Below are 20,493 nucleotides of genomic sequence, written 5' to 3'. Positions count from 1 at the left end.
GAGCCGGCTGAACAGCCGAGACCATGCGACTCCGATAGATCGACGCGTGTCGATGTGGCGACACGTGCGTGTCACTTCCTGTTCATCGACGGGCGTCAGTGTTCGGTCGTTGTTCTCGGACCGAAGGAGCAGGATGCATCTCGTCGCCATCGGCGGCAGCGACGCGGGGATCTCCGCCGCGCTGCGCGCCCGCGAGCTCGACCCGTCCGTCGACGTGACCGTCGTCGTCGCCGACTCGTACCCGAACTTCTCGATCTGCGGGATCCCGTACTACTTCTCCCGCGAGGTGCAGCCCTGGCAGTCGCTCGCACACCGCACCCACGCCGACCTCGAAGCCACCGGAATGACCCTGCGCCTGGACACCTTCGCGACCGATATCGACGTCGCCGGGCAGCAGCTCACCGTCCGCACCCCCGACGGCTCGCTCGATCGGATCGGCTACGACGAGCTGATCGTCGGCACCGGCGCCCTCGCGTCCTCCGCCGGCATTGCCGGACTGGACAAGCTGGGGCCGGAGGACGGAGTGCACGTGCTGCACTCGATGGGCGACACCTTCGCGCTCGAGCGCTACCTCGACAGCCGCGACCCGCAGACCGCGATCATCGTCGGCGCCGGCTACGTCGGCCTCGAGATGGCCGAAGCCCTCACCATTCGAGGCCTGCGCGTGACCCAGTTGCAGCGCGGACCGGAGGTGCTCTCCACCCTCGACCCCGAACTCGGCGCCCTCGTCCACACCGAGCTCGACCAGCACGGCGTCGACGTCCTCACCCGCACCACCGTCGCCTCGATCGAGAAGACCGCGACCGGCCTCTCCGTGCACGCCGACCACGACGGCGCACCCCTCACTCGGACCGCCGACGTCGTCCTCCTGGTGGTCGGCGTGAAGCCGAACACCGATCTGCTCGCCCGCGCCGGAGCGTCCCTCGGCGCAGGTCGCGCCGTCGTCGTGGACGAGGCGATGCGCACCGGCCTCCCGCACGTGTTCGCCGCGGGCGACGGAGTGACCACCCACCACCGCCTGCTCGGCACCACTTACCTGCCGCTCGGCACCACCGCGCACAAGCAGGGCCGGGTGGCCGGCGAGAACGCTCTCGGCGGCACCGCCCGGTTCGCCGGCTCCGTCGGCACGCAGGTCGTGAAGGTGTTCGACCTCGTCGCCTCCCGCACCGGCCTGCGCGAGCACGAGGCTCTCGCCGCCGGGTACGTCCCGGCGACGACGACCGCGGTCGCAGACGACCACAAGCGGTACTACCCGGGCGCACAGCCGATCACGATCCGCATCACCGGCGACACGCGCGATGGGCGCCTGCTCGGCGCGCAGCTCGTCGGCCGCCTGGGCACCGAGACGGCCAAGCGCGTCGACACCTACGCGACCGCCCTGTTCGCGGGGCTCACCGTCGAGCAGGTCTCGGACCTCGACCTCTCCTACACGCCACCGCTCGGCTCCCCGTGGGATGCCGTGCAGATCGCGACCCAGACCTGGACCCGCACGATGACCGGAAGCAGCATCACCGCATGACCGAGAAGCCCACCGTCCTCTTCCTCTGCCAGCACAACGCCGGCCGCTCCCAACTCGGCGCAGGCCTGCTCGAAGTCCTTGCCGGCGACCGCTACACCGCCACCTCCGCCGGCCTCTCCCCCGCCGACTCGGTGAACCCTGCGATCGCTGCGACCGTCGCGGAGCTCGGCCTCGACATCAGCAACCGCACCCCTCGCGCCGTCACGGTCGAGGACCTCGAAAACGCGGACGTCGTCGTCGCCATGAAACCCGGCCTCACCCTGCCCGCGACCCCGACCGGCCGGTTCCTGGAATGGAAGTTCCCCGACCCGACCGACTGGAGCGCTGAGAGTGTCCGCCCCCTCCGCGAGGCCGTCGCCGCTCGGATCCAGGCCGAACTCCTCGACTAGGCGCGACACGAAGCGGCGTCAACACGCCGCCACAGAACGCCGAAACTCACACGTCTACGTGTACCGGTGAACGATCCCCTTACGGGACAACGCAGCTAGTCCTCTGCTCCCTGCAGGAACAGTGGCGCGTCAACGCGAGCGGCCACTGGTACCAGCTCACCGCGACTGCCGTCGGCGATGAGGTTGCCGACCTGGGACGTGCCGACTGGTCCGACGCGACGAGTTCCGTGCGCGGCACCGTCGAACGCTGAGCCCTTCCTTCTTAGATCGGGTGTTCGAGAGGCCATGTGATGACGGGGCGGCGAGTCTGCAGGCGTGCTTTACTCGAGCCACCGGGCTCGTTCGCGTACCGAGTGTGACGCATCGGCTGTATCGCGCTGCACGATCCAGCGAGCACGGAGAGGCCGACCATGTCGAATCCCATCCATCGAGTAGGCGTCCTCGTCTTCGACGGCATGAAGCTCCTCGACCTGGCGGGCCCCACCGAGGTCTTCGGGGAGGCCAATCACTTCGGCGCCGATTACCGGGTCGGCCTGGTCTCGGTGGACGGACGGGATGTCCGAACGTCTCTCGGGATGCGGATCCCGGTGGATGCTGCGGCGACATCGGCAGAAGCGTTCGACACGATGATCGTGACCGGTGGTGAGACGTTCCCCGCGAACGAGGTCACCGACGATCTGGCGTCGGCGGCGTTCAGCATGTCGCACCGAGCGTCTCGCACTGCGTCGATCTGCACGGGTGCTTTCGTGCTCGCGGCGGCGGGTCTCCTGGACGGCAAGAGGGCGACCACTCACTGGCATCACGCGAGAGAGCTCGCCAAGCGCTATCCCTCGATTCAGGTCGAGGCCGACGCGATCGTCGTCCAGGACGGTTCCACGCACTCGTCGGCCGGCGTCACGGCGGGGATCGATCTGGCGTTGACTCTTCTCGAGCAGGACGAAGGAGTCGATGTCGCTCGGCAGGTCGCTCGCGCCCTGGTCGTGTACCTGCGACGGGAGGGTGGCCAGACGCAGTTCGCCGACAGTCTGATCGTCCCGGTGGGAGAGGGATCGCTGTTGCAGGGCGTCGTGAACGCGATCACAGCGGACCCGGCCGGTGAGCACACGGCGAGCAGCATGGCCGCGCTCGCGCGTGTGAGTCCGCGCCACCTCTCGCGGTTGTTCCGTGACGAGCTGTCGATGAGTCCCAGCAAGTACGTGGAGCTGGTGCGACTGGACAAGGCCAAGTCGCTGCTGGACATGGGCCACAGCGTCACGCGGGTGGCGGAGGATTCGGGGTTCGTCTCGTCCGAATCGCTCCGCCGGGCGTTCATCACCCACGTATCCATTCCCCCCTCGAAGTATCAGCACCGGTTCTCCTCCACGAGGGGCAGGGCGAGCGCTCCGACCCGCACCGTGTGAGCCGGTGCGGGTCGGAGGGGGGTGAGCTCTATTCGCGGAGGAAGTACGGATCGAAGCCGCGTGAGGCGACCTTCCATCCGTTCGAGGTGCGGCGGTAGTGATCGGTCCCGAGGCCCATCGCGAAGGGCAGTGTGCGCTGCCCGGCGGGAGCGCCGTCGAGGTAGGCGGTGATGTACATCGTCCCCATGGCGGTGGCGGGGCCGCTGCCGGTGAAGCGGAAGTTCGTGAGAACGTGGCGCACACCGGGGATGGGGCTGTCCGTGTCCATCATCAGACCCCAGGATCGGATGGCGTCGTGCCCGACGTGGGGTTCGCCGAGTGTGGCGATGGATCCGTCTTCGGTGAAGAGGTCGGGCAGGGTCACCGCTTGGCCGTTGTCGACCCGCCAGGCGACCTCGAGGGCGAGGCGGGTGAGCTCGGCGTAGTCGGCGAAGGTGACGAGGTCATCGAGCTCGCCGAGATCGTTGAAATGGGCTTTCGACATGGTGGTCCGTGCTTCCTGTAGGCGGGTCTCGAGCTATGCGGAGAGCTGCTGGAGGAACTGGGGAACTCCCACCTCGGCCCAGTGCTCGGCGATCTTCCCGTCCTCGACGCGTTCGAAGACGGTCGCGGTCAGGGTGGCGGTCTTTCCCGTGGACGGAACGCCGAAGAACTCGCTGTGCTGGCGCCCGGTCACGGACCAGCGGGTGGCGACCTTGTCGCCGTCCGCGATCTGGTCGAGGATCTGCAGCTGCACGTCGTCGAAGGAGTCGTGGAGAGCCTGGTCGGCCTCCCGCCAGCTCTCGCGCGTGAACTCGTATCCGGAGGAGGGGTGGATGACGATGTCGTCCGAGACGAAGTCGCTCCAGGTGGTGTTCAGATCACCACGCCCCCAGCTCTCCCAGAAATCGCGGGCGGTGGTCAGTGTTGATGGGGTCGACATGGTGATCCTTCTTTCCTGTGGAGGTATGCGTGCGGGGCGCTCGCGGGAGCGTCAGGTGCCGGAGGGGAGGTCGGTGCTGGCCGATACCGCTTGGCCGGCGTCGAGTTCTCGGAGGCGTAGTTCCAGGGCTGCACGGATGGCGGTCACCGCATCGCTGCCAAGGATGACCCGCCTGGGTGCTGGTGTCTGCGCGGCGGCGGCGATGATCTGGTCCGCGACTCGGTCAGGGTCGCCGAGGGCCGTGGCGGTGAGATTGCCGCCGGCGGCGTCGATGTGTCGACGGACCTGCCCCACCGTCGTGTCGGCGTAGGCGGGGAGCGCAGCGGCCACGGTGAGCGCGGCGCCGAAGGCGGTTCTGACGTTTCCGGGCTCGATCAGGGTGACGCCGATGCCGAAGTCCGCGACCTCGGTCATCACCGATTCGGTGAAGCCCTCGATCCCCCACTTCGACGCGTGGTACATGCTGCCCCCGGTCGTCGTGATCTGCCCGCCCATGGTCGACATCTGGAGGATGCGGCCTCCGCCCTGCTCGCGCAGGTAGGGCAGCACCGCTCGGATCAGTTGGATGGGCGCGAGCATGTTCAGGGCGATCTGCTGGTCGATGACGGCGTCATCGAGCTCCTCCGCGGCACCGAATGCTCCCGAGCCGGCGTTGGAGAAGACCACGTCGATCCGCCCCAGGGCGAGGAAGGCCTCATCGACTGCGTCACGCAGCGCTGGGGTGTCCGTCACGTCCACGTGGATCGACCACAGGCGACCGGAATGCTGACGCTCCAGCATGGTGAGTGCTTCCGCGTTGCGTGCCAGTGCGGCGACCTGGTGCCCTCCTGCGAGAAGCTTCTCGGTCACTGCGCGCCCGATGCCGGACGTGGCACCGGTGATGATCCATGCGCTCATGATTCAGCCTTCCTCACTCTCTGATCGGGTCGGTCAGGACGCGAGGTAGCGGAGCAGGTGGTCGTTCACCTCGGCGGAGTGGGTCCAGCCGAAGCCGTGCGGGGCGCCCTCGATCTCGATGTAGTCGCTCTCGGGGAACGCCGCGTGGAACGGCCGACCGCTCGCGTCGATCGGCAGGATGCGGTCGAGGGTGCCCTGCATGATGAGGCTGCGGACGCCGCTCGCGCGGATCTTCACGATGTCGGCGCGGAAGTCCTCGTACCAGGACGGCACGACCGCCCAGGCCGCGCGCAGCGAGGCGGCCGTCGCGACGTTCCAGCTCGCGGTGACGACCTCCGGGCTGACGCGGGAGCCGAGGTTCTCGTCGAGGTTGTAGAAGTTCTCGTAGAACGACGAGTAGAACGCGTACGGGTCGTCCTTCGCGGCTGTGACGATCCCGTCGAAGACCTCCTGGGGAACGCCTGCCGGGTTGTCGTCGGTCCGGAGCAGGAACGGCTCGATCGGCGCGAGGAAGGCGATCTTCGCGAGCCGGTCGGTGCCGTACGTCGCCGTGTAGCGGCCGACCTCACCGGTTCCCATCGAGAATCCGACGAGGAGGACGTCGCTCAGATCGAGGGTCGTCAGCACGACGTCCAGATCCGCCGCAAACGTGTCGTAGTCGTAGCCGACGCTGGGCTGGCTGGACCGGCCGAACCCACGGCGGTCATAGGTGATGACCCGGTACCCCGCCGCGAGAAGCGCGCGGGTCTGAGGCATCCACGACGCACCGTTCAGCGGATAGCCGTGGATCAGGACGACGGGCTGCCCCGACCCGTGGTCCTCGTAGTAGAGATCGATGGACGTGCTGTTCTCGGTGCCGACGGTGATTACGGACATGGTGGTGCTCCCTCACTGGGATGGAGTGGAAAACTCCCGGTCATCACCTCGATCGAAGCGATGCCCCCAGTCTCAGGAACCCGCCCCGACCGCGCCCCTCACCCAGGGCCACGAATCCCCCGACTTCGGACGACGCCACCGAAGCCTCGGGCACACTCCGTCCGCAGCTGCGGCTGAACTGCTCGGCTGAGCGATCCGCTACCCAGACGCTGCCTGCTCTTTCGCAGCTGCGCGACGAGCGGCATCCGCCTGATGGCGATAGAGCGACGCACGACTCCACCCGACCAGACGAGCAGCATCCTCAGCAGTGCGCCCACGCGCACGCGCGTCCGCGGCGATCGCGAGCTTGTCCGCGACCACTGCAGGATCCGACAGAGGACGGCCGAAGCGCGTTCCGCTCGCACGAGCCGCGGCGATCCCGGCATTGACCCGCTCGACGATGAGCTCCCGCTCGTACTCAGCGAGTGTGGCGAGCATGTTCAGCATCAGCCGGCCCGTCGACGTCGACGGGTCGATCCCATCGGAGATCGATCGGACGTGCACCCCGCGCTCACGCAGTAGGTTCACCGTGTTCAAGACGTCGATCAGTGACCGGCCGAGACGGTCCACTCGCCAGACGACGACAGTGTCGCCCTCTTCGGCGTACTCGAGCAGCTCTTTCATCCCGCGCCGCTCGATCGCAGTCTTACTGCCGGACGTCACGTCCGCGAACACGTCGCGCTTCTGCACGCCGGCCGCCAAGAGCGCATCGACCTGCAACTGCGCGTCCTGACCCGACGTACTCACACGCGTATATCCGAGAAGCCTCACGAGTACATTCTGACTCGGAAAGTCCCTCCAGGCAGCCCGCTGAGACGAACTGCTACAAGACGAGTTACCAAGACAGCGAAACACCCGCCGTTCCGGCTGAACTCAGCCGCGAACCGCTCCTCCCTCGTCGTCTCGTAAAGCTAATGTTTTTTGAGGCATAGCGCAATTCACGCTTTTTCGGCCCGGCCGGAGGGGCGAGTCGGCGAGCCTTGACTCTGATTCGTATCCTGATCAACGAGCCGCACGCCCCAGCGTGGCCATGATGAAGGGTCGCTCACGTGCGTCTAAGAACGCTTCGCGTTGAAAACTTCCGCGGGATCAAGCAAGCAAACCTCGACTTGAGCGCCTCGTTCATTGCTCTTGTGGGCTCGGGTGACAGCACAAAGACGACAATCCTTGATGCGATCGGCCTCGTCCTGACCCCGCGCTATAACGTGACGTTTACTGATGCGGACTTTTATAACAACGAAACAAATTCTTCTATTGTCATCGAAGCGGTCGTCGTCGACCTACCCGACGCGCTCGTAGACGAGCGCGCTCACGGCAAGAACCGCAGTGGAATTTATCCCGATAACACCCTGACGCACGATCCAGTAGATGAAGCCGATGTCGAAGAGTGCCTAATCATTCGACTTACCGTCAACGCGGATCTTGAGCCAGTATGGGAAGTCGTCCGACCAAGTGAGCAAGTAGGTGAGCGTATGACCGCTTCCGAACGTGCTCGACTCGGCTACTTTCGCGTTGGTGAAGGTTCGGGTCAGAACCTCAGATGGGGACGCGGTTCGGCACTAACAACAATGACCCAGTCTCAGTCAGGCGCGTCACATGCACTCACCGCGGCGCAACGGCAGGCGCGCGAGGCTGTCCGAGCACTTACAGGAACACCCCTACACGACGCGGCGAGCATTGCACAAACGGAATCGCGAAAGCTCGGCGCTGCGACATTTAGCGATCTCCGCCCCGGCCTTGATCCCGCCTTTGGTGCCGGCAGCGCGGCTCTCATGCTCCACGATGGCGACATACCATTGTCTCAATTCGGCCTGGGCTCACGCCGACTTCTTAGCCTGTCCATTCAAGAGAATGCCTTGGCCGGACGGTCGATGGTATCCATTGATGAACTTGAGAGCGGACTTGATCCACATCGTCTCGCAAATCTAATTCGCCATCTGCTTCGCCAAACCGAAGCCGAGCAGATTCAAGTAATATTCACGACCCATTCGCCACTGGTTGTCGAAGCACTGACCTCGCAACAACTTTTCGTTGTACGGTCAACAAATGGCATGACAACCGTCACCGCCGTACCGAAAGATCTCGTAGACGCTGACGCTGAAACAGTTCAAGGCATCGTCCGCGCCGCGCCATCCGCACTCCTTGCCCGTCGAGTCGTAGTCGGGGAAGGGGCAACTGAGGTTGGCTTCCTTCGCTCGATCTTAATCGCCCTCGACCGAGAACGGCTCGCGACGGCAAATACAACATCGGTTATAACTGGAACGACGGTGACGAATGGAGGCGGAGATTCACAGGCTCCCGATCGCGCCCGAGCATTTGCCGACCTCGAGTACCGAACGTTGCTGGTCCTCGACGCAGATGTCACATCCAATGCGGACCGAGTTGCAGAAGCAGCTCGCGCGGGGGTAACTGTGGTCCAGTGGGATCAGCCTCACGCGCTCGAGGAGACTATATTCTTTGCCGTTCCGGATGAGGCTGTTGTTGAACTGGTTATGCTCGTCATAGACGATCGAGGAATCGAATCAGTCGCTGATGCCGTGAGCGCTCGAGTTGGCACGAAGCTCCCGCATGAAGATCCGGAAACATGGGCGAAAATGGCAGGCGATGGCTATCGCGCCGCGCTGGGAGCAGCGGCGAAGAAGATCGGCTGGTTCAAGCGCGAGGATCACGGGATGCGGCTGGGCGAGGTCGTGTGGACGCACCGAGACAAGCTCCCAGAAGGGGAGCTTCGAATAGGTTTAAGGCGCGTTACTGAGTTTGTGTACGCTGATGACTGACGATAAAATTTCGCAGATATTGACGTCACTGCCCTGCTCTATTGAGCTTCCCGCAGGGACAGGCAAAACAGAACTCATTGGGCGTTTAGTCGAACGTCATGCCTTGAACGGAAATCGATCACTTGTACTCACGCACACTCATGCCGGTGTCGACGTAATTCGACGCCGCCTCAAGCGCTTCGGGGTACCTGTCCAAGCAGTGACCGTGCGCACAATTGACAGTTGGAGCTTTGACCTGATTTCAAAGATGCCGCAACTATCGGGTATCTCGGTCGGTGACGAGCCCGACTGGAAGCTATCGCAGGCGTACCATAATGCCGCGCGGAGGGCCGTTCAGACGCCCGCGATTGTTCGGATGTTGCGCGCGAGTTACAACCTGTTACTTGTCGACGAGTATCAAGATTGCCAGCTGTGGCAGCACGAGCTTATTGCCGCGTTTTCAGCAACCGTACCAACATGCGTGCTCGGTGACCGCATGCAGGGCTTGTTCTTTTTCGGTACGGCGCAACCGGTCGACTGGGACAGCGAGGTTCTACCCCATTTTCCTGGGATGCCGATCGATATACAGGCGTGGAGGTGGAAGGGCCGAAACGAAGAGCTTGGCGAGTGGCTTCTGGGTGCGCGAAGCGCGCTACTGGACGGTGAAAAACTCGACCTTGAAGGAGCGCCGGTTCGGCTAAGGCCTCGATCAGATGGGCTGGCACCGTTCCACGAATCGCCACGACACCCGGCTACCACCGTCGCGATTTCGAGGTGGCCGTCGGACGCTGCGCTACTTGCACGTCGTTTAGGTGGGTCATTCACAATGATTGAGGAAATTGAGGGTAAGCATCTGAGGGCCTTCGCGGAAGTGGTCGATTCTGGCGATAGTTCTTACATTGCGGCGGGCACGGTTCAGTTCGCGATCGACTGCGCATTCGGACTGGCGGGAGTTTTCTCCCTAAAAGACCGAACTTCCCTGAGCGCAGGAAGGCCAATTAGTAGCCCGGAAGAATCGGAGATATCGCTAGCTGTGCAGGCTACTAATGGTCTTCTTCGAGATAGCACTCCAGCAGCGGTACGTCTAGCGCTTGTTGTGATCGGAAGGCTACCGACCTTCCGCCTCTATCGGCGGGAGGCCTGGTTCGGGGTCTTAGAGGCTCTTCGCCTCTGCGAAGCAACAGATGATCTATCGGCTCTCGACGCCGTCATCAGTGTTCGCACTCGAATGAGTCGTATCGGGCGCCGCCCGGAATCTCGAATTGTCGGGCGGCCGCTGCTGATTAAAGGCTTAGAATTTGAGCATGCTGTCTTGGAGAATCCTGCGGGATATAATGCGCATGAGCTTTACGTCGTACTGAGCCGCGCCTCGACCAGCTTGACAATAGTGACCGACACAAGCAGTTTTGCCGCAACTCGGCCAATTCGTGTCGAAGGCTGAGCAAGTGGGGCGGGGGGCGTCACCCCCGCCCGTGGCGCGCGGCTCTCTCGAGAGACCAGGTGCACCGCGGGGGTCTGCTCGGCGACCGGGTCGTTGCCGCCGGCGCGGACGATGACGACCTTTCGGGCGGTCCGGCTGGTGTCCTCCATGCTCGAGTTGTGAGTGGTCGTGGTGATGTCTTCGGTACAGGTGCCCGCTGGCTCATGGCGTGTCTCCCGCTGGCTGATCGCTCGACCCGAGAGCCGGAAGGCTTGTCGGAGGCGAGTGTCATGCTCAGCACATGACAGAGCTTGCCTACATGGTGCGTGAGGACTGGGGCCAGGACGGGACGGCGATGGTTCCGCAGAGCGCGGTCATCAGGAGTTGGCTCGGCGCCTCGCCCTACATGTTCGCTGTCGAGCGCGCTGAAGCGCTCGTCGCGGGTAGGAAGGGTGGGCATCAGGGGGTGATCAGCTTCATTGCGCCGGAGGAGGCGGACCGCGTCGTAGTCTCGATCGACAACGTCCGTGGCTCACTCGGCTCAGACTCCGTCCTCGAGCATCCGATCACGGTGGTGTATCCGCTGCAGGACGGCGCCTGCGAGGTGCTGCAGCGGATGGTTCGCGACGAGTTGTTCACTCGAGTATTCGTGATGATCTGGAACGAGCACGACCTGGTCAAGACGTGGCTCGACGGACTCGGCGCCACGAATCTGCACACCGGCGCGTCGGTCGCGCCGACCGCGCCTCTGCTAGCCGAGGCCATCGAGATGATCCGGATGGCTGAGAACAACGGTCTGCGTGGCGGGCGCGGCAAGGATGCGGTCGTGCAGTTACTTCGCGCGTTCGCTGGGGAGGGGCTTCCGGTCGATTCGGCGACGTGGGTGCGGGCTTACTTCTCGGGAGGTGGCTCGTTCGAGTACGCCCGGGACTTGAAAACGCTGGTCGATGAGTACAACCGGGGTGTCCGGCATCGGGTGAAGGCAATCTACCGGGATGACATCGTGCAGGTCCTGCAGGAGCGGCTGGCCGAGCAGCAGCGCTGACGGCGCCAGAGCGACACGAAGCCCCGTCAAAACACGGCCATGAAGCGCCAAGATCCACAGGTTTTCGCGGCGCTCGGTGTCGCGTCTGCGTGTACCGGTGAACGATCCCCTACCGGACACCCGCTAGACCATGGAGTGATGGCAATCGCTACCGTTAGCAGACGCCCCGTCGTCAGCGTGAGGAGCACACCATGAGCACGAGCCCTGGTCCGCTGGACAAGACCTTCACTGCGCCCATCGGCGTCATGGTGAAGGGTGACCTCTGGTCCTGTGTGGAAGTGCCCGGCTCGGTCGAGCTGTTCGGCACGGGAAAGTCGGTGAAGGTCATTGCAACCGTCGACGGCGAGCCGGTGACCGCTGGGCTGATGCCGACCGGCGTCGGCGGGCACATGCTCTCCATCAGCGCAAAGCTGCGGAAGAAGCTCGGCAAGGACGTCGGAGATCCGGTCACCGTGCATCTGACCGAAAGACTGACCTGAGGGGCTGGTCGTCAGCTCGATCGCGCGGACAGTTCGGCGACGCCAGCTCCGGTGAGCTCGGTGCAGTAGGCGCCGCGTCCGGTCATCGCCATGATCAGCGCGAGGGTGCTGCCGCGCACGACTTCACCTTCCCCGAGAGTGATGCCGGTGTCGACGGCTTCCAGTCGCAGGCCGCGAACCCGCTTCTTGGCGATGACCACTTGGTCGGTGCCCGCGTAGTAGCGGAGCACCGAGCTCAAGGTCTGCTTCGGGTAGTCCCGGGCCAGGCCGAGCGGCCGGCGGATGTCCTCGCCGTGGACGACCATCTCGCCCAGCAGCGCCAGGCGCGGGAGGGGCGGCGAGGTACGGCTGCCGATCGTCGCTCGGAACCGACTCAGCGTCTCGGAAGAGGACGCGCCGAGCTGCTCGCGCAGACGATCGTCCACTTGCTTGTCGAAGTCGAATCGCGCACGCACGACGCCGTCGAACCAGCGCGGCCCTGATACGACTCCGCTGACCGTGAGGTGCGCGAGCACCTCACGAACCGTCAAACCGACGCACAGCGAAGACGTCGACCACCGCGACTCCTCCACCTGCGAGAGGTCGTCAACGAGAGCAGCCCGCTCAACGTCGATGCTCTGCCAGACAGCGTTCCGTTCCACCCCGCCATCCTGGCGCAACAGCGTCCGGAGACCGACCCCTCAACGGACGCCATGCTGACCCGGTGAACGATCCCCCTACGGGACACGCGCAGGACGCGCCCGCTACAAGACGCGCTGGAGGTTCCCAGGGAAGCGGATGCGAGCATGCTGTACGATGGGAGGACAGGCGCACCTCTCAGCAGCAAATTGGGTCAGCCGGGTAATAGGCCATCGCGGTCAGAGACTCCCGGTGAACATTTCTCAGCAAGTGACCGCCTCGGCTCGGCTAGTTCGGGTCGCGTAGTGCATGTAGGTGCATTGCGTCCAAATCGATGCAATTCGAGCCGAGTAGACACCGGTGTCGATGCGCATCGCGGCGTTCTCATCGCTGTTGGCGTTCGTCCGGGTATCCCCACCGACCGGATCAACCGACCACCGACTCGATCAGGACATGCGGATTCGTCCGTGCCGAACAAGAGCTGACCTGTCATCTGAGACCGGCGCTGAGCGGGTGGGGAGTTCGCGCCAGTTGTTGGAGACACGGTGCCACCCCTGGCCACCCTTTTTGCCACCCTTCTTCCGGTCATCGAGCCTGTCGTCGCAGCCCCAGCCAGCCTGGGCGCCGGCTACCTCGCGATCGTGGGCGTTGCGGTCCTCATGGCGATTTTCGCGACCGGACCGCGGAGCGACAAAGCTCTTCGCGTGCTCGAGCTGCTTCTTCGCAGGGACGCTCCCCGGCCGAAGGAGCCCAAGCAACGCGAGCGCGCGAAGAAGTCGTCACCGTGAACAGCAGGATCCTCCGCCAGGATGGGCAGATGACTTCCGCTGCATCCGGATGGGTCGTATACGACGCCTCCACGCCACTGCTGCCCGCGTTCTGGCTCGACGGCTTCCCCGTCGCGACTCCGGACGAGCCAGATTCTAAGGGCAGCGGGGCTGCGGATCGCGTGAGTCCGATCTACGAGGCGTACGACAAGAACGGCGGTATCGGCGCCATTCAGTACGTCAACGTCACGCACAACACGGCAGCCCTCGTCCTCCCCAATCAGGAGTGGAAGACCGGCGGTGAGTTCGAGCTGTGGATCTCGCCCGGGGCTGGCCAGATGCCCTATCGACTCCCATTCAAGGAGCCCCGGATGTTGGCTCGCGACAGTCAGAACACGTGGGAATCACTGCTCGGCAATGCCATGAATGAGGCTCAACTCCTGATCGGCTACGACGTCTAGGACTTAAAGGACATGAAGCTGGCCTAGGAGCGCTCGGCCTCTTCGGTCGTGGAACGCGGCACAGCTCATGTCCCGTCAAGCGCACCTCATACGGGACGTTTGCGGGCAGAGCTCTCCCCCGCCCAGCAGGATGGCGCTTTTTTCGGGTCAGCCGCGAGCGTCGGCGAGCATCTCGCCAATCGCCTTCAGGACGGATACCACGCGCTTGTGATACTTCTTCTTGCCGCAGATCACCAAGATGACCAGGACCGCGCAGAGCGCGATCAGGATCAGGATGATTCCGGCGAGAAGGAGCAGCGCCACGGTGGGGTCCGCCTTCACCAGCCACCCGAGCAGCAGCTTCATCACATGAACCTCCGCTGGGGTCCGAGCACGCGAGCGCGCTCTGTCGTTGTCGCGCTGGGGGCGCGACGATCCCTGCGCCTCAGAGAGGGGCACAGGGAAGGAGAGGGCCAGGAGAGCGGGTCTGCTCAATCCGGGCATGAAAAAAACCGGCACGAGGGCCGGCGGGCAGAAGACTAGAAGGCGGGAGTAGTTTACGCCACTGGGCGCACTTCTTCTACGTGAAGCCATCTTAGAGTATTCGGGCAGAGTTCTTCCGATTCGGGACCAGGATATGCGCTCAGCCGTCAAGTGCCCAGAAAGCACGAAAGCCGGACGAATGTCCGGCGGGCACGGCTATCCCGAGTGAGTGCCACCATATCCCCTGAGCGGGCCTGTGGTCGAGATGTCGCCCGTCCTGACGCCTGCCGTGGACACATTCAGGTGCCGGTGACAGGGTGCCCTCATGGCCAAGCCTCGCACCAAGCTCGCGCGCGCTGCGCTGATCTCCAACGGCATGGTGTGGTTCGGGCTGTCGCTGATGCTTTTCGCGATCGCCGCCGAGCAGACCTACGCCGCCTTCACCGGTGAGTGGTTCAACGTGCTCGGGTGGGCGCTGATCGTCGCCGTGGCCGCGGGCCTGGCGGTGGTCGGTGTGATCGAGAACCGGAACATCCGGGCGGGGAAGAGGTACAAGCCGCGTCCTCGCCGCTGACTACCGCTCGAGCGCGCGTGGCCGTTCCACGCGCGTGACCGGGGGGTCGAGGGGGCTCTCCCCCTCGTGCGGGCCGGCCCGTTTCGGGTCGGCCCGCGCACGCGCTCAGAGTGCGAGCGTGTGGAGGATCAGGGTCGTGGAGCCGATGGGCTTTCCGAAGTCGGTGTAGTCGAGGGTCGCGCGGCGGTTGCTGATGAGGTCGAGGGCGATCAGTTCCTCCTCGGACTCATCCGTCATGCCGCCGGGCTCCTCCTCCCATTCGCGGAGGACCTGGCGGTCAGCGTCGAGGACTTTCCACAGTCCCCAGACGTGGGCGATGGGGCCGGTCGTCTCGTATTTGAAGACGAGGGCGGTCGCGGTGGGCCAGCCGTAGGCGGCCGCGGCGACGATCAGCGCTCGCGCTGCGGCGGCGGTCGCGTCGGCGTCCCCGGACGCGGCCGCGGCGTCGACGGCGACCTCGGCCGCTCGCAGCGTCGGGTCCTCCTGGTACGGGTCGAAGCGGTGGGCGGGGCGGGGTGTGGTGGTCGTGGTGGTCATGGTCGGGCCTTCCTGTGCAGCAGTGGGAGAAGAGGAGGGGCGGGGACCGGCGCGAGCCGGTCCCCGCCGGAGGGGCTAGCTGAGCCCTGCGGCGTCGGCGGGGGTGCTGTCGCCGGTGACGACCTGCTCGACCGGGGAGAGCGCGTATCCCCAGGCCGCGAGCTGGCGGAAGTGCTCGGCAGTGCGCTCGTCGCCACGGCGCCAGGATTCCTTGCTCGTGTGTGCTTCCTGGCCTCCGAGGACGACGGCCAGAGCGACCAGGCGGGCCTTCGCGGGCTTCGCCTCGACCAGCGCTGCGAGGGCGTCGGCGCGGTAGCCGGAGGGGCGCTCGATGCGCAGCAGCGTGTGGGCGAGGTCGCTGCCGCCCGTCATCCCGGAGGACACCGCGAACCGGTGGGTGGTGAGGCCGAGAGCGATGACGCGATCCGCGTCCTTGGGGAGGGTCTTGCGGGCGAGGAACGTCGCGATCCACTCGCGGCGCACCTTCTCGGCCGCGTTCCACGCCTTGTTGTTGGCGATGAGCACCTTCCGCTCCGCGGACTTCTCGGCGCGCTCCTCCTCGGCTTCCTCCTCGGTCTGCGGCTGCTCGGGGGCGCCGTAGGCGTAGGTGAATCCGGCGGCGGTGGGGTCCTGGACGAGGAGGGTGACCTCGACCTCGCCGCGCCAGCTGGTGTCGATGAGCACTCCGCGGCCGGGAGCGGCGGCGACCTGCTCGGGAGTGACGCTCTTCCCGTCCTCGCCGCGCAGCTGCCGCACCGGCGTCCACGTCGCCTGGTCGCCGTAGGCGTCGGAGCGGGTGAGGATCTGGAAGCCGTTGCCGGTGTACTCGGCGGCGGTCGCTGCGAGGAGCGCCTGGTGCGCGGCCTCGTCGCGGAGGGTCTGCGCGGTGTGCTCGAACTGGGCGGGGTCGTGGGTGGCGACCTCGATCAGGGTTGCGCGGGCGTCGGCGTCGTCCTCGAACTCCAACAGCACCGCCGCCTGGTCCAGGGTCAGCTCGTGCTCGTGCAGAACGGACGTGACGGTCGCGGACTCCGCGACCGCGAGGCCCTTCTTCACCGCGTCTGTCTTGGTGCCGGTGCGCTTGGCGATCGCTGCGGCGGTGACGCCCTCGAACGCGAGCTGCGCCCACGCGGCGGTGCGGTCCGCGACCGAGAGTTCGGCGCGCTGGTCGTTCTCGATGATCTGCTGAACGATCCGGTCCGCGGTCGTCTCGTCGCCCTCCACGACGTAGACGGGAATGGTGGCGACCCCGGCCTCGCGGGCGGCGAGGGTGCGGCGCTGTCCCGTGCGGACGATGACGTTGCCGTGCTCGTCGCGGCGGGCGAGAACAGGGGTGATGACCCCGTTCTCGCGGATCGACGCGATGAAGTCCTTCGTCACGGGAGCGCTGGTGCGCACGTTCGCCTCGATCACGAGGGTGGTCGGGTCGATGTGCTGAACGGTCCCGGTTCCGGTGGTGATAGTCACGATGATTTCTCCTTGATCGGTGTGCGATCATTGAGGCGACAAGTCCCGTGGTTCTAAGCCAACTACGGGGCTTTTGTCGTCTTCCTGATCGTTTTTCTTTGCCTCTCCGGCGGGATGAAATCAATTGAGTGGAGTCGGCGGAGTGACGGCTCTCTCGGGCGAAATAAGCCCGCAGGGCGCGTCCGAGAGCGACGGCACGTAGCCGACGGAGCGAGATAGATTGAAACCGCGGAGAGGTGAAGAAAACGGGTAATCCGGCCGCGTAGCGGCTCCTGCCGGCGGTGCTCCGTCACAGCTGCGCGAGCGCAGCGCGCGCCCCGGAACGGGGAAGACCGGGGAGTGTGAGGGGCTCGCCCCTCACGGGCCGGTCCGGAAGGCCGGCCCGCGCCGCGCGGCTAGTAGTCGGGGGGCTCGTAGCAGTTGGGGCAGTCGCACGGCCCGCCGTTCTCTGCCCACTCGATGGCCTCAATCCGCGCGGCCCGCTCCGCCGGGGAGAGCGCCTGCCACGCCTCGTTCGACCGCCGGTTAATCTCGGTGCTGGCCGCGCGCTCGTCCGGCGTCTCCGGGGTGTCGGTGCTCCACCCGTTCGACTTCCCGAGAGGGGTGAGGAACGCGATCAGGGCGGCGGCGTAGGCGGTGCCGTCGTCGGTGACGGGGAACCCGCCCGGAGTGCCCTCACCGGGGAGGGTGAGCGTGTCGCGGACGTGCGCGAGGATCTCGACGTCCGAGGCGGCCGCGTCGTCATCGGACTCGGTGCGCCGGGTGTCCACGATGAGGGCGAGCTGTTCGGTGCTGGCGCTGCCGAAGTCGACCGGGGTGTTGATGATGACGTAGAGCTCTTCGGTGGTGGCGCTGCTGATGTCGATGCGGGTCATGGTGTGGTCCTCTCAGCGGTTCAAAAACGGGGCGATGCGGCGGATCGCTGCGCGGCGGGCGTGGGCGACGCAGTGGCGGAACGAGCCGCTGGTGATGCCGTGCAGCTGGTCGGAGTGCCACGCCTCCCAGACGCCGGACGTGCGGCGGGTGACGTGCACCGAAGGCGTCGTCTTGGGATCGGTGCCCACGACGCGGATATCGACCGCGCGGGTGTTCGCGAGCGTGAGGTAGGTCTTCGCGGTGGTCTGCAAGTCGGTGGCGGTCTGCATGGTGTGGGTGCTCCCTCTGGCTGATCGTTTTTCTTTGCCTCTCCGGCGGGAAGAACCGTTTGAGTGGAGGCGGCGTAGTGACGCCCATTCCGGGCGAAATAAGGGAGCGCAGCGACCGCGTCCGGAATGGGTGGCACGGAGCCGGTGGAGCGAAATAGGTTGAGACCGCGGAGAGGTGAAGAAAACAGGTAATCGGGCCGCGTAGCGGCTCCCATTTGGCGGCGCTCCGTCGCCGCTGCGCGGGCGGAGCTCGCGCCCCCGGAACGGGGAAGACCGGGGAGTGTGAGGGGGTCGCCCCTCACGGGCCGGCCCGCAGGCCGGCCCGTCGCCTGTCAGCCCTCGCCGTCCTCGCTCTCGTCGTCGTCGGCGTCGAGGATCGCGGCGATGCGGTGCGCGGTGGTCAGTACCCGCGCGGCCGTCTCGCGGATCGTGTCGGCCTTGCAGTCGCTCCACGTCGCGACGTAGCCGACGCTGTAAGCGCTGGTGTCGAAACCCACGAGCCCAGCGACGACGAACGCGACGGACTCGGCTTCCGTCTCCATCAGCCCGCGGTGCTGCGCGTACTCCTCCAGGTCATCGACGTGACCCATCAGCACGTGCGCGGCCTCGTGGATCAGGGTCTTCGCGGCCTGCTCAGGCGACAGGCTGGAATCCACGACGACCGTGCGCTCCTCCGGGGCGGCGTACCCGTTCGTTCCCTGCGAGAGCGGTCGGCGCTCGACCGTCCACCCTTCGGTCTCGAGAGCGGCCGTCAGCGGCGCGATGACTCCGTGATCGTGCTCCCCGGTGAGCAGCTGCGCGATGTCGCGGGGATCCTCGGTGCCCTCCGCCAGGTCGGTCTGTTCGATCGCGAACACGGACAAGAGCGGGTAGTACGTCTGGGTTTTCTGCCCCTTCTCGTCGGTGCTGGTCGTGGCGCCTTCCTCGGGCGCCTCGTCGGCGGCGATCTTGCGCTGAGCGAAGCCGAAGATCTTGATCGCCTTCTCGCCCTTGCGCACCTGGCGGCCCTTCGCCTGCCATGCCTTGAACCCTGCGACTGCGGAGGCGTCCGGGCGCTGAGCGAGGATCAGCAGCAGATTGCCCAGGCTGTAGCGGTGGAACGAGGACGCGAACGCGAGGAACCGGCGCCACTGGTCGGAGTCGCGCAGCGCCTCGACCTGCTCGGTGATGCTCTCGTGCAGCGCCGTCGCCAGCTCGCGGCGTTCCTCCGGCGTCGTGCGCGGGGCGCGCTTCTTGGTCGTTCCGGGCTTGCGGGTCTTCGTGGTGGTGGTCACGGTCGGTTCTCCCTCGGTGGGATCAGCGGGGTGACATTCTCCGTGGGTCTAGTACACCTGCGGGTCTGTCTGGCTGATCGTTTTTCTTTGCCTCTCCGGCGGGGAAAACCGTTTGAGTGGAGCCGGCGCAGTGACGAGCATTCCGGGCGAAATAAGGGAGCGCAGCGACCGCGTTCGGAATGCTTGGCACGGAGCCGGTGGAGCGAAATAGGTTGGAATCGCGGAGAGGTGAAGAAAACAGGAATTCGGCCGCGGTAGCGGCTTCCTCGCCGCGGCGCTCCGTCGCCGCTGCGCGAGCGAGCTCGCGCCCCGGAACGGGATGCGGGGAGCGCGAGGGGGTCGCCCCTCGCGGCCGGCCCGGAGGCCGGCCGCACCCCCGCTGGGTTAGAGCCAGGTCTCGGACCAGCCCTCGGGTGGGACGACGGCGTGCGCCTCGCCGGTCCGATGGAGGTAGTAGAGGGTGCTGCCGTAGTCGTGATCCCCGGCGCTCACGTCCATCTGACGGTTCTCCGCGTCCGGCTCCGCTCTGCTCCACCGGGTCGAGACGTCCACGGCTCGAAGCTCTCCCCCGTCGCTGACGAGTCGGGCGCAGACGGGGTATCGCAGCGCCTGGTAGGTCTCGCCGTCATCGGTGATGGTCTCGACGGTGAGCACCGGGGCCGCGGCCCATACCTGCTGGTGCAGGCTCTCGATCGCGGCGAGCATCCGGTCAGCGGCTGGAGCGGGGGTGAGGAACGCGATCAGGGCATCGGCGTGATCGGTGCCGTCCTCCTGGACGGGGAATCCGCCGGGGACCCACACTCCGGGGAGGGTGAGCGTGTTGCGGACGCCCGCGAGGAGCTGTTCGACGCTCGCGCTCTTGTTCTCCTCGTAGTAGTTGCGCTCGAAAGCGACGATGAGGGCGATCTGCTCGGGCGTCGCGCGGCCGGTGTCGGCGTCGACGACCGGTGCGACGCGGGTGGGGTCCGGGGTGAGGAACGCGATCAGGGCGGCGGCGAGGGCGGAGCCATCGTCCTCGACGGGCTGCGCGCCGGGCAGGGCGTAGGCGTTGCGGACGGCGGCGAGCATCACGTCGTCGCTGTCGTCGGCATTCTGGTCCCAGTGGATGCGCTTGTCGGCGATGACGAGGGCGACCTGCTCGGGGGTCGCGAGGCCGGTGTCGGTGTCGGTGCGGTACATCGCCTGTTCCTCTCAGCGGGTCGCGGCCAGCGCGGTGTTGATGTCGACGGTGAGGCCGCGCTCAGCGAGGCGGTCGAGGGTGGCGGGGTCCTTCGCGATCTGCTGCCAGCCCTCGGGCGAGATGCCGACCGCGGGGTCCCCGTCGACGTCGTTGAGGACGACGCAGGTGCGGGAGTCCAGAACCGCCCCGGTGCGCGGGCAGAAGATGTTCTTGCTGACGAGGTAGGTGACCATCTGGTGACGGAGGATCGCTTCGAGGTTGTCCAT

At 65.9% G+C, this 20,493-nt stretch carries 23 protein-coding genes; 9 read left to right on the top strand and 14 right to left on the bottom strand.

Translation table 11 applies throughout. The features are described from left to right. Positions 1-133 precede the first annotated feature (133 nt). The 3 genes from GSU72_RS19955 (at position 134) to GSU72_RS19945 (ending at position 3,308) form a co-directional block, all read left to right on the top strand. On the top strand, positions 134-1,519 hold the full coding sequence (locus GSU72_RS19955; RefSeq protein WP_159987013.1) for an FAD-dependent oxidoreductase: 1,386 nt from the start codon (positions 134-136) through the stop codon (positions 1,517-1,519). After that, positions 1,516-1,908, top strand: coding sequence for a low molecular weight phosphatase family protein (locus GSU72_RS19950; RefSeq protein ID WP_159987012.1), 393 nt, complete (start codon positions 1,516-1,518; stop codon positions 1,906-1,908). The genes GSU72_RS19955 and GSU72_RS19950 overlap by 4 nt, the downstream gene beginning before the upstream one ends. 410 nt (positions 1,909-2,318) lie before the next feature. Continuing rightward, positions 2,319-3,308, top strand: coding sequence for a DJ-1/PfpI family protein (locus tag GSU72_RS19945; RefSeq protein ID WP_159987011.1), 990 nt, complete (start codon positions 2,319-2,321; stop codon positions 3,306-3,308). Positions 3,309-3,336: 28 nt separating this feature from the next. Here GSU72_RS19945 and GSU72_RS19940 read toward each other — a convergent pair whose 3' ends face one another. The 5 genes from GSU72_RS19940 to GSU72_RS19920 form a co-directional block, all read right to left on the bottom strand. Then, positions 3,337-3,792: a nuclear transport factor 2 family protein gene (locus GSU72_RS19940; protein WP_159987010.1), complete on the bottom strand. Its 456-nt coding sequence runs from the start codon at positions 3,790-3,792 to the stop codon at positions 3,337-3,339. 33 nt (positions 3,793-3,825) lie between these two features. After that, a complete protein-coding gene (locus GSU72_RS19935; RefSeq protein ID WP_159987009.1) occupies positions 3,826-4,230 on the bottom strand; it encodes an ester cyclase in 405 nt (134 codons plus the stop codon). A gap of 51 nt (positions 4,231-4,281) precedes the next feature. Further along, complete coding sequence (locus tag GSU72_RS19930; RefSeq protein ID WP_159987008.1) at positions 4,282-5,127, bottom strand: SDR family oxidoreductase; 846 nt, start codon at positions 5,125-5,127, stop codon at positions 4,282-4,284. A 33-nt stretch (positions 5,128-5,160) separates the two neighbouring features. Then, positions 5,161-6,003, bottom strand: a complete 843-nt coding sequence (locus GSU72_RS19925; protein WP_159987007.1) for an alpha/beta hydrolase — start codon at positions 6,001-6,003, stop codon at positions 5,161-5,163. A gap of 198 nt (positions 6,004-6,201) precedes the next feature. Further along, positions 6,202-6,813, bottom strand: coding sequence for a recombinase family protein (locus tag GSU72_RS19920; protein WP_159987006.1), 612 nt, complete (start codon positions 6,811-6,813; stop codon positions 6,202-6,204). A gap of 278 nt (positions 6,814-7,091) precedes the next feature. Here GSU72_RS19920 and GSU72_RS19915 point away from each other — a divergent pair, with 278 nt between their 5' ends. The 4 genes from GSU72_RS19915 to GSU72_RS19900 all read left to right on the top strand — a co-directional run bounded on the left by GSU72_RS19915 (position 7,092) and on the right by GSU72_RS19900 (position 11,742). Continuing rightward, the gene (locus GSU72_RS19915; RefSeq protein ID WP_159987005.1) at positions 7,092-8,819 is read left to right on the top strand and encodes an ATP-binding protein; all 1,728 of its coding nucleotides are present in this window, start codon (positions 7,092-7,094) and stop codon (positions 8,817-8,819) included. Then, a complete protein-coding gene (locus tag GSU72_RS19910; RefSeq protein WP_159987004.1) occupies positions 8,812-10,239 on the top strand; it encodes a UvrD-helicase domain-containing protein in 1,428 nt (475 codons plus the stop codon). Before GSU72_RS19915 ends, GSU72_RS19910 begins: the two co-directional genes overlap by 8 nt. A gap of 280 nt (positions 10,240-10,519) precedes the next feature. After that, a complete protein-coding gene (locus tag GSU72_RS19905; protein ID WP_159987003.1) occupies positions 10,520-11,263 on the top strand; it encodes a hypothetical protein in 744 nt (247 codons plus the stop codon). A gap of 191 nt (positions 11,264-11,454) precedes the next feature. After that, positions 11,455-11,742: a DUF1905 domain-containing protein gene (locus GSU72_RS19900; protein ID WP_159987002.1), complete on the top strand. Its 288-nt coding sequence runs from the start codon at positions 11,455-11,457 to the stop codon at positions 11,740-11,742. Between the two features lie 11 nt (positions 11,743-11,753). Here GSU72_RS19900 and GSU72_RS19895 read toward each other — a convergent pair whose 3' ends face one another. After that, positions 11,754-12,383: a maleylpyruvate isomerase family mycothiol-dependent enzyme gene (locus GSU72_RS19895; protein WP_159987001.1), complete on the bottom strand. Its 630-nt coding sequence runs from the start codon at positions 12,381-12,383 to the stop codon at positions 11,754-11,756. A 794-nt stretch (positions 12,384-13,177) separates the two neighbouring features. Here GSU72_RS19895 and GSU72_RS19890 point away from each other — a divergent pair. Next, on the top strand, positions 13,178-13,588 hold the full coding sequence (locus tag GSU72_RS19890) for a hypothetical protein (RefSeq protein WP_159987000.1): 411 nt from the start codon (positions 13,178-13,180) through the stop codon (positions 13,586-13,588). A 147-nt stretch (positions 13,589-13,735) separates the two neighbouring features. Here the strand turns inward: GSU72_RS19890 and GSU72_RS19885 are convergent, their stop codons facing one another. After that, a complete protein-coding gene (locus tag GSU72_RS19885) occupies positions 13,736-13,933 on the bottom strand; it encodes a hypothetical protein (protein ID WP_159986999.1) in 198 nt (65 codons plus the stop codon). Between the two features lie 442 nt (positions 13,934-14,375). Here GSU72_RS19885 and GSU72_RS19880 point away from each other — a divergent pair, with 442 nt between their 5' ends. Next, positions 14,376-14,624: a hypothetical protein gene (locus GSU72_RS19880; protein ID WP_159986998.1), complete on the top strand. Its 249-nt coding sequence runs from the start codon at positions 14,376-14,378 to the stop codon at positions 14,622-14,624. Between the two features lie 105 nt (positions 14,625-14,729). On the opposite strand, the gene GSU72_RS19875 is transcribed toward GSU72_RS19880, so the two are convergent. The 7 genes from GSU72_RS19875 to GSU72_RS19845 form a co-directional block, all read right to left on the bottom strand. After that, positions 14,730-15,161 (bottom strand): hypothetical protein, encoded by a 432-nt coding sequence (locus GSU72_RS19875; protein WP_159986997.1) that lies wholly within the window; start codon positions 15,159-15,161, stop codon positions 14,730-14,732. A gap of 75 nt (positions 15,162-15,236) precedes the next feature. Then, the gene (locus GSU72_RS19870; protein WP_244256166.1) at positions 15,237-16,628 is read right to left on the bottom strand and encodes a ParB/RepB/Spo0J family partition protein; all 1,392 of its coding nucleotides are present in this window, start codon (positions 16,626-16,628) and stop codon (positions 15,237-15,239) included. Between the two features lie 395 nt (positions 16,629-17,023). Beyond that, the gene (locus GSU72_RS19865) at positions 17,024-17,503 is read right to left on the bottom strand and encodes a hypothetical protein (RefSeq protein ID WP_159986996.1); all 480 of its coding nucleotides are present in this window, start codon (positions 17,501-17,503) and stop codon (positions 17,024-17,026) included. A gap of 12 nt (positions 17,504-17,515) precedes the next feature. Further along, positions 17,516-17,773, bottom strand: a complete 258-nt coding sequence (locus tag GSU72_RS19860; protein ID WP_159986995.1) for a hypothetical protein — start codon at positions 17,771-17,773, stop codon at positions 17,516-17,518. A gap of 332 nt (positions 17,774-18,105) precedes the next feature. After that, a complete protein-coding gene (locus tag GSU72_RS19855) occupies positions 18,106-19,047 on the bottom strand; it encodes an ArdC-like ssDNA-binding domain-containing protein (RefSeq protein ID WP_159986994.1) in 942 nt (313 codons plus the stop codon). Between the two features lie 384 nt (positions 19,048-19,431). Then, positions 19,432-20,226: a hypothetical protein gene (locus tag GSU72_RS19850; protein ID WP_159986993.1), complete on the bottom strand. Its 795-nt coding sequence runs from the start codon at positions 20,224-20,226 to the stop codon at positions 19,432-19,434. Positions 20,227-20,238: 12 nt separating this feature from the next. Continuing rightward, a complete protein-coding gene (locus tag GSU72_RS19845; protein ID WP_159986992.1) occupies positions 20,239-20,493 on the bottom strand; it encodes a hypothetical protein in 255 nt (84 codons plus the stop codon).

Origin of the sequence: Rathayibacter sp. VKM Ac-2760, assembly GCF_009834185.1 — a bacterium.
Taxonomy (GTDB): Bacteria; Actinomycetota; Actinomycetes; order Actinomycetales; family Microbacteriaceae; genus Rathayibacter.
Note: the sequence above shows the minus strand (reverse complement) of the source record. Positions and strands in the feature narration are given on the sequence as shown.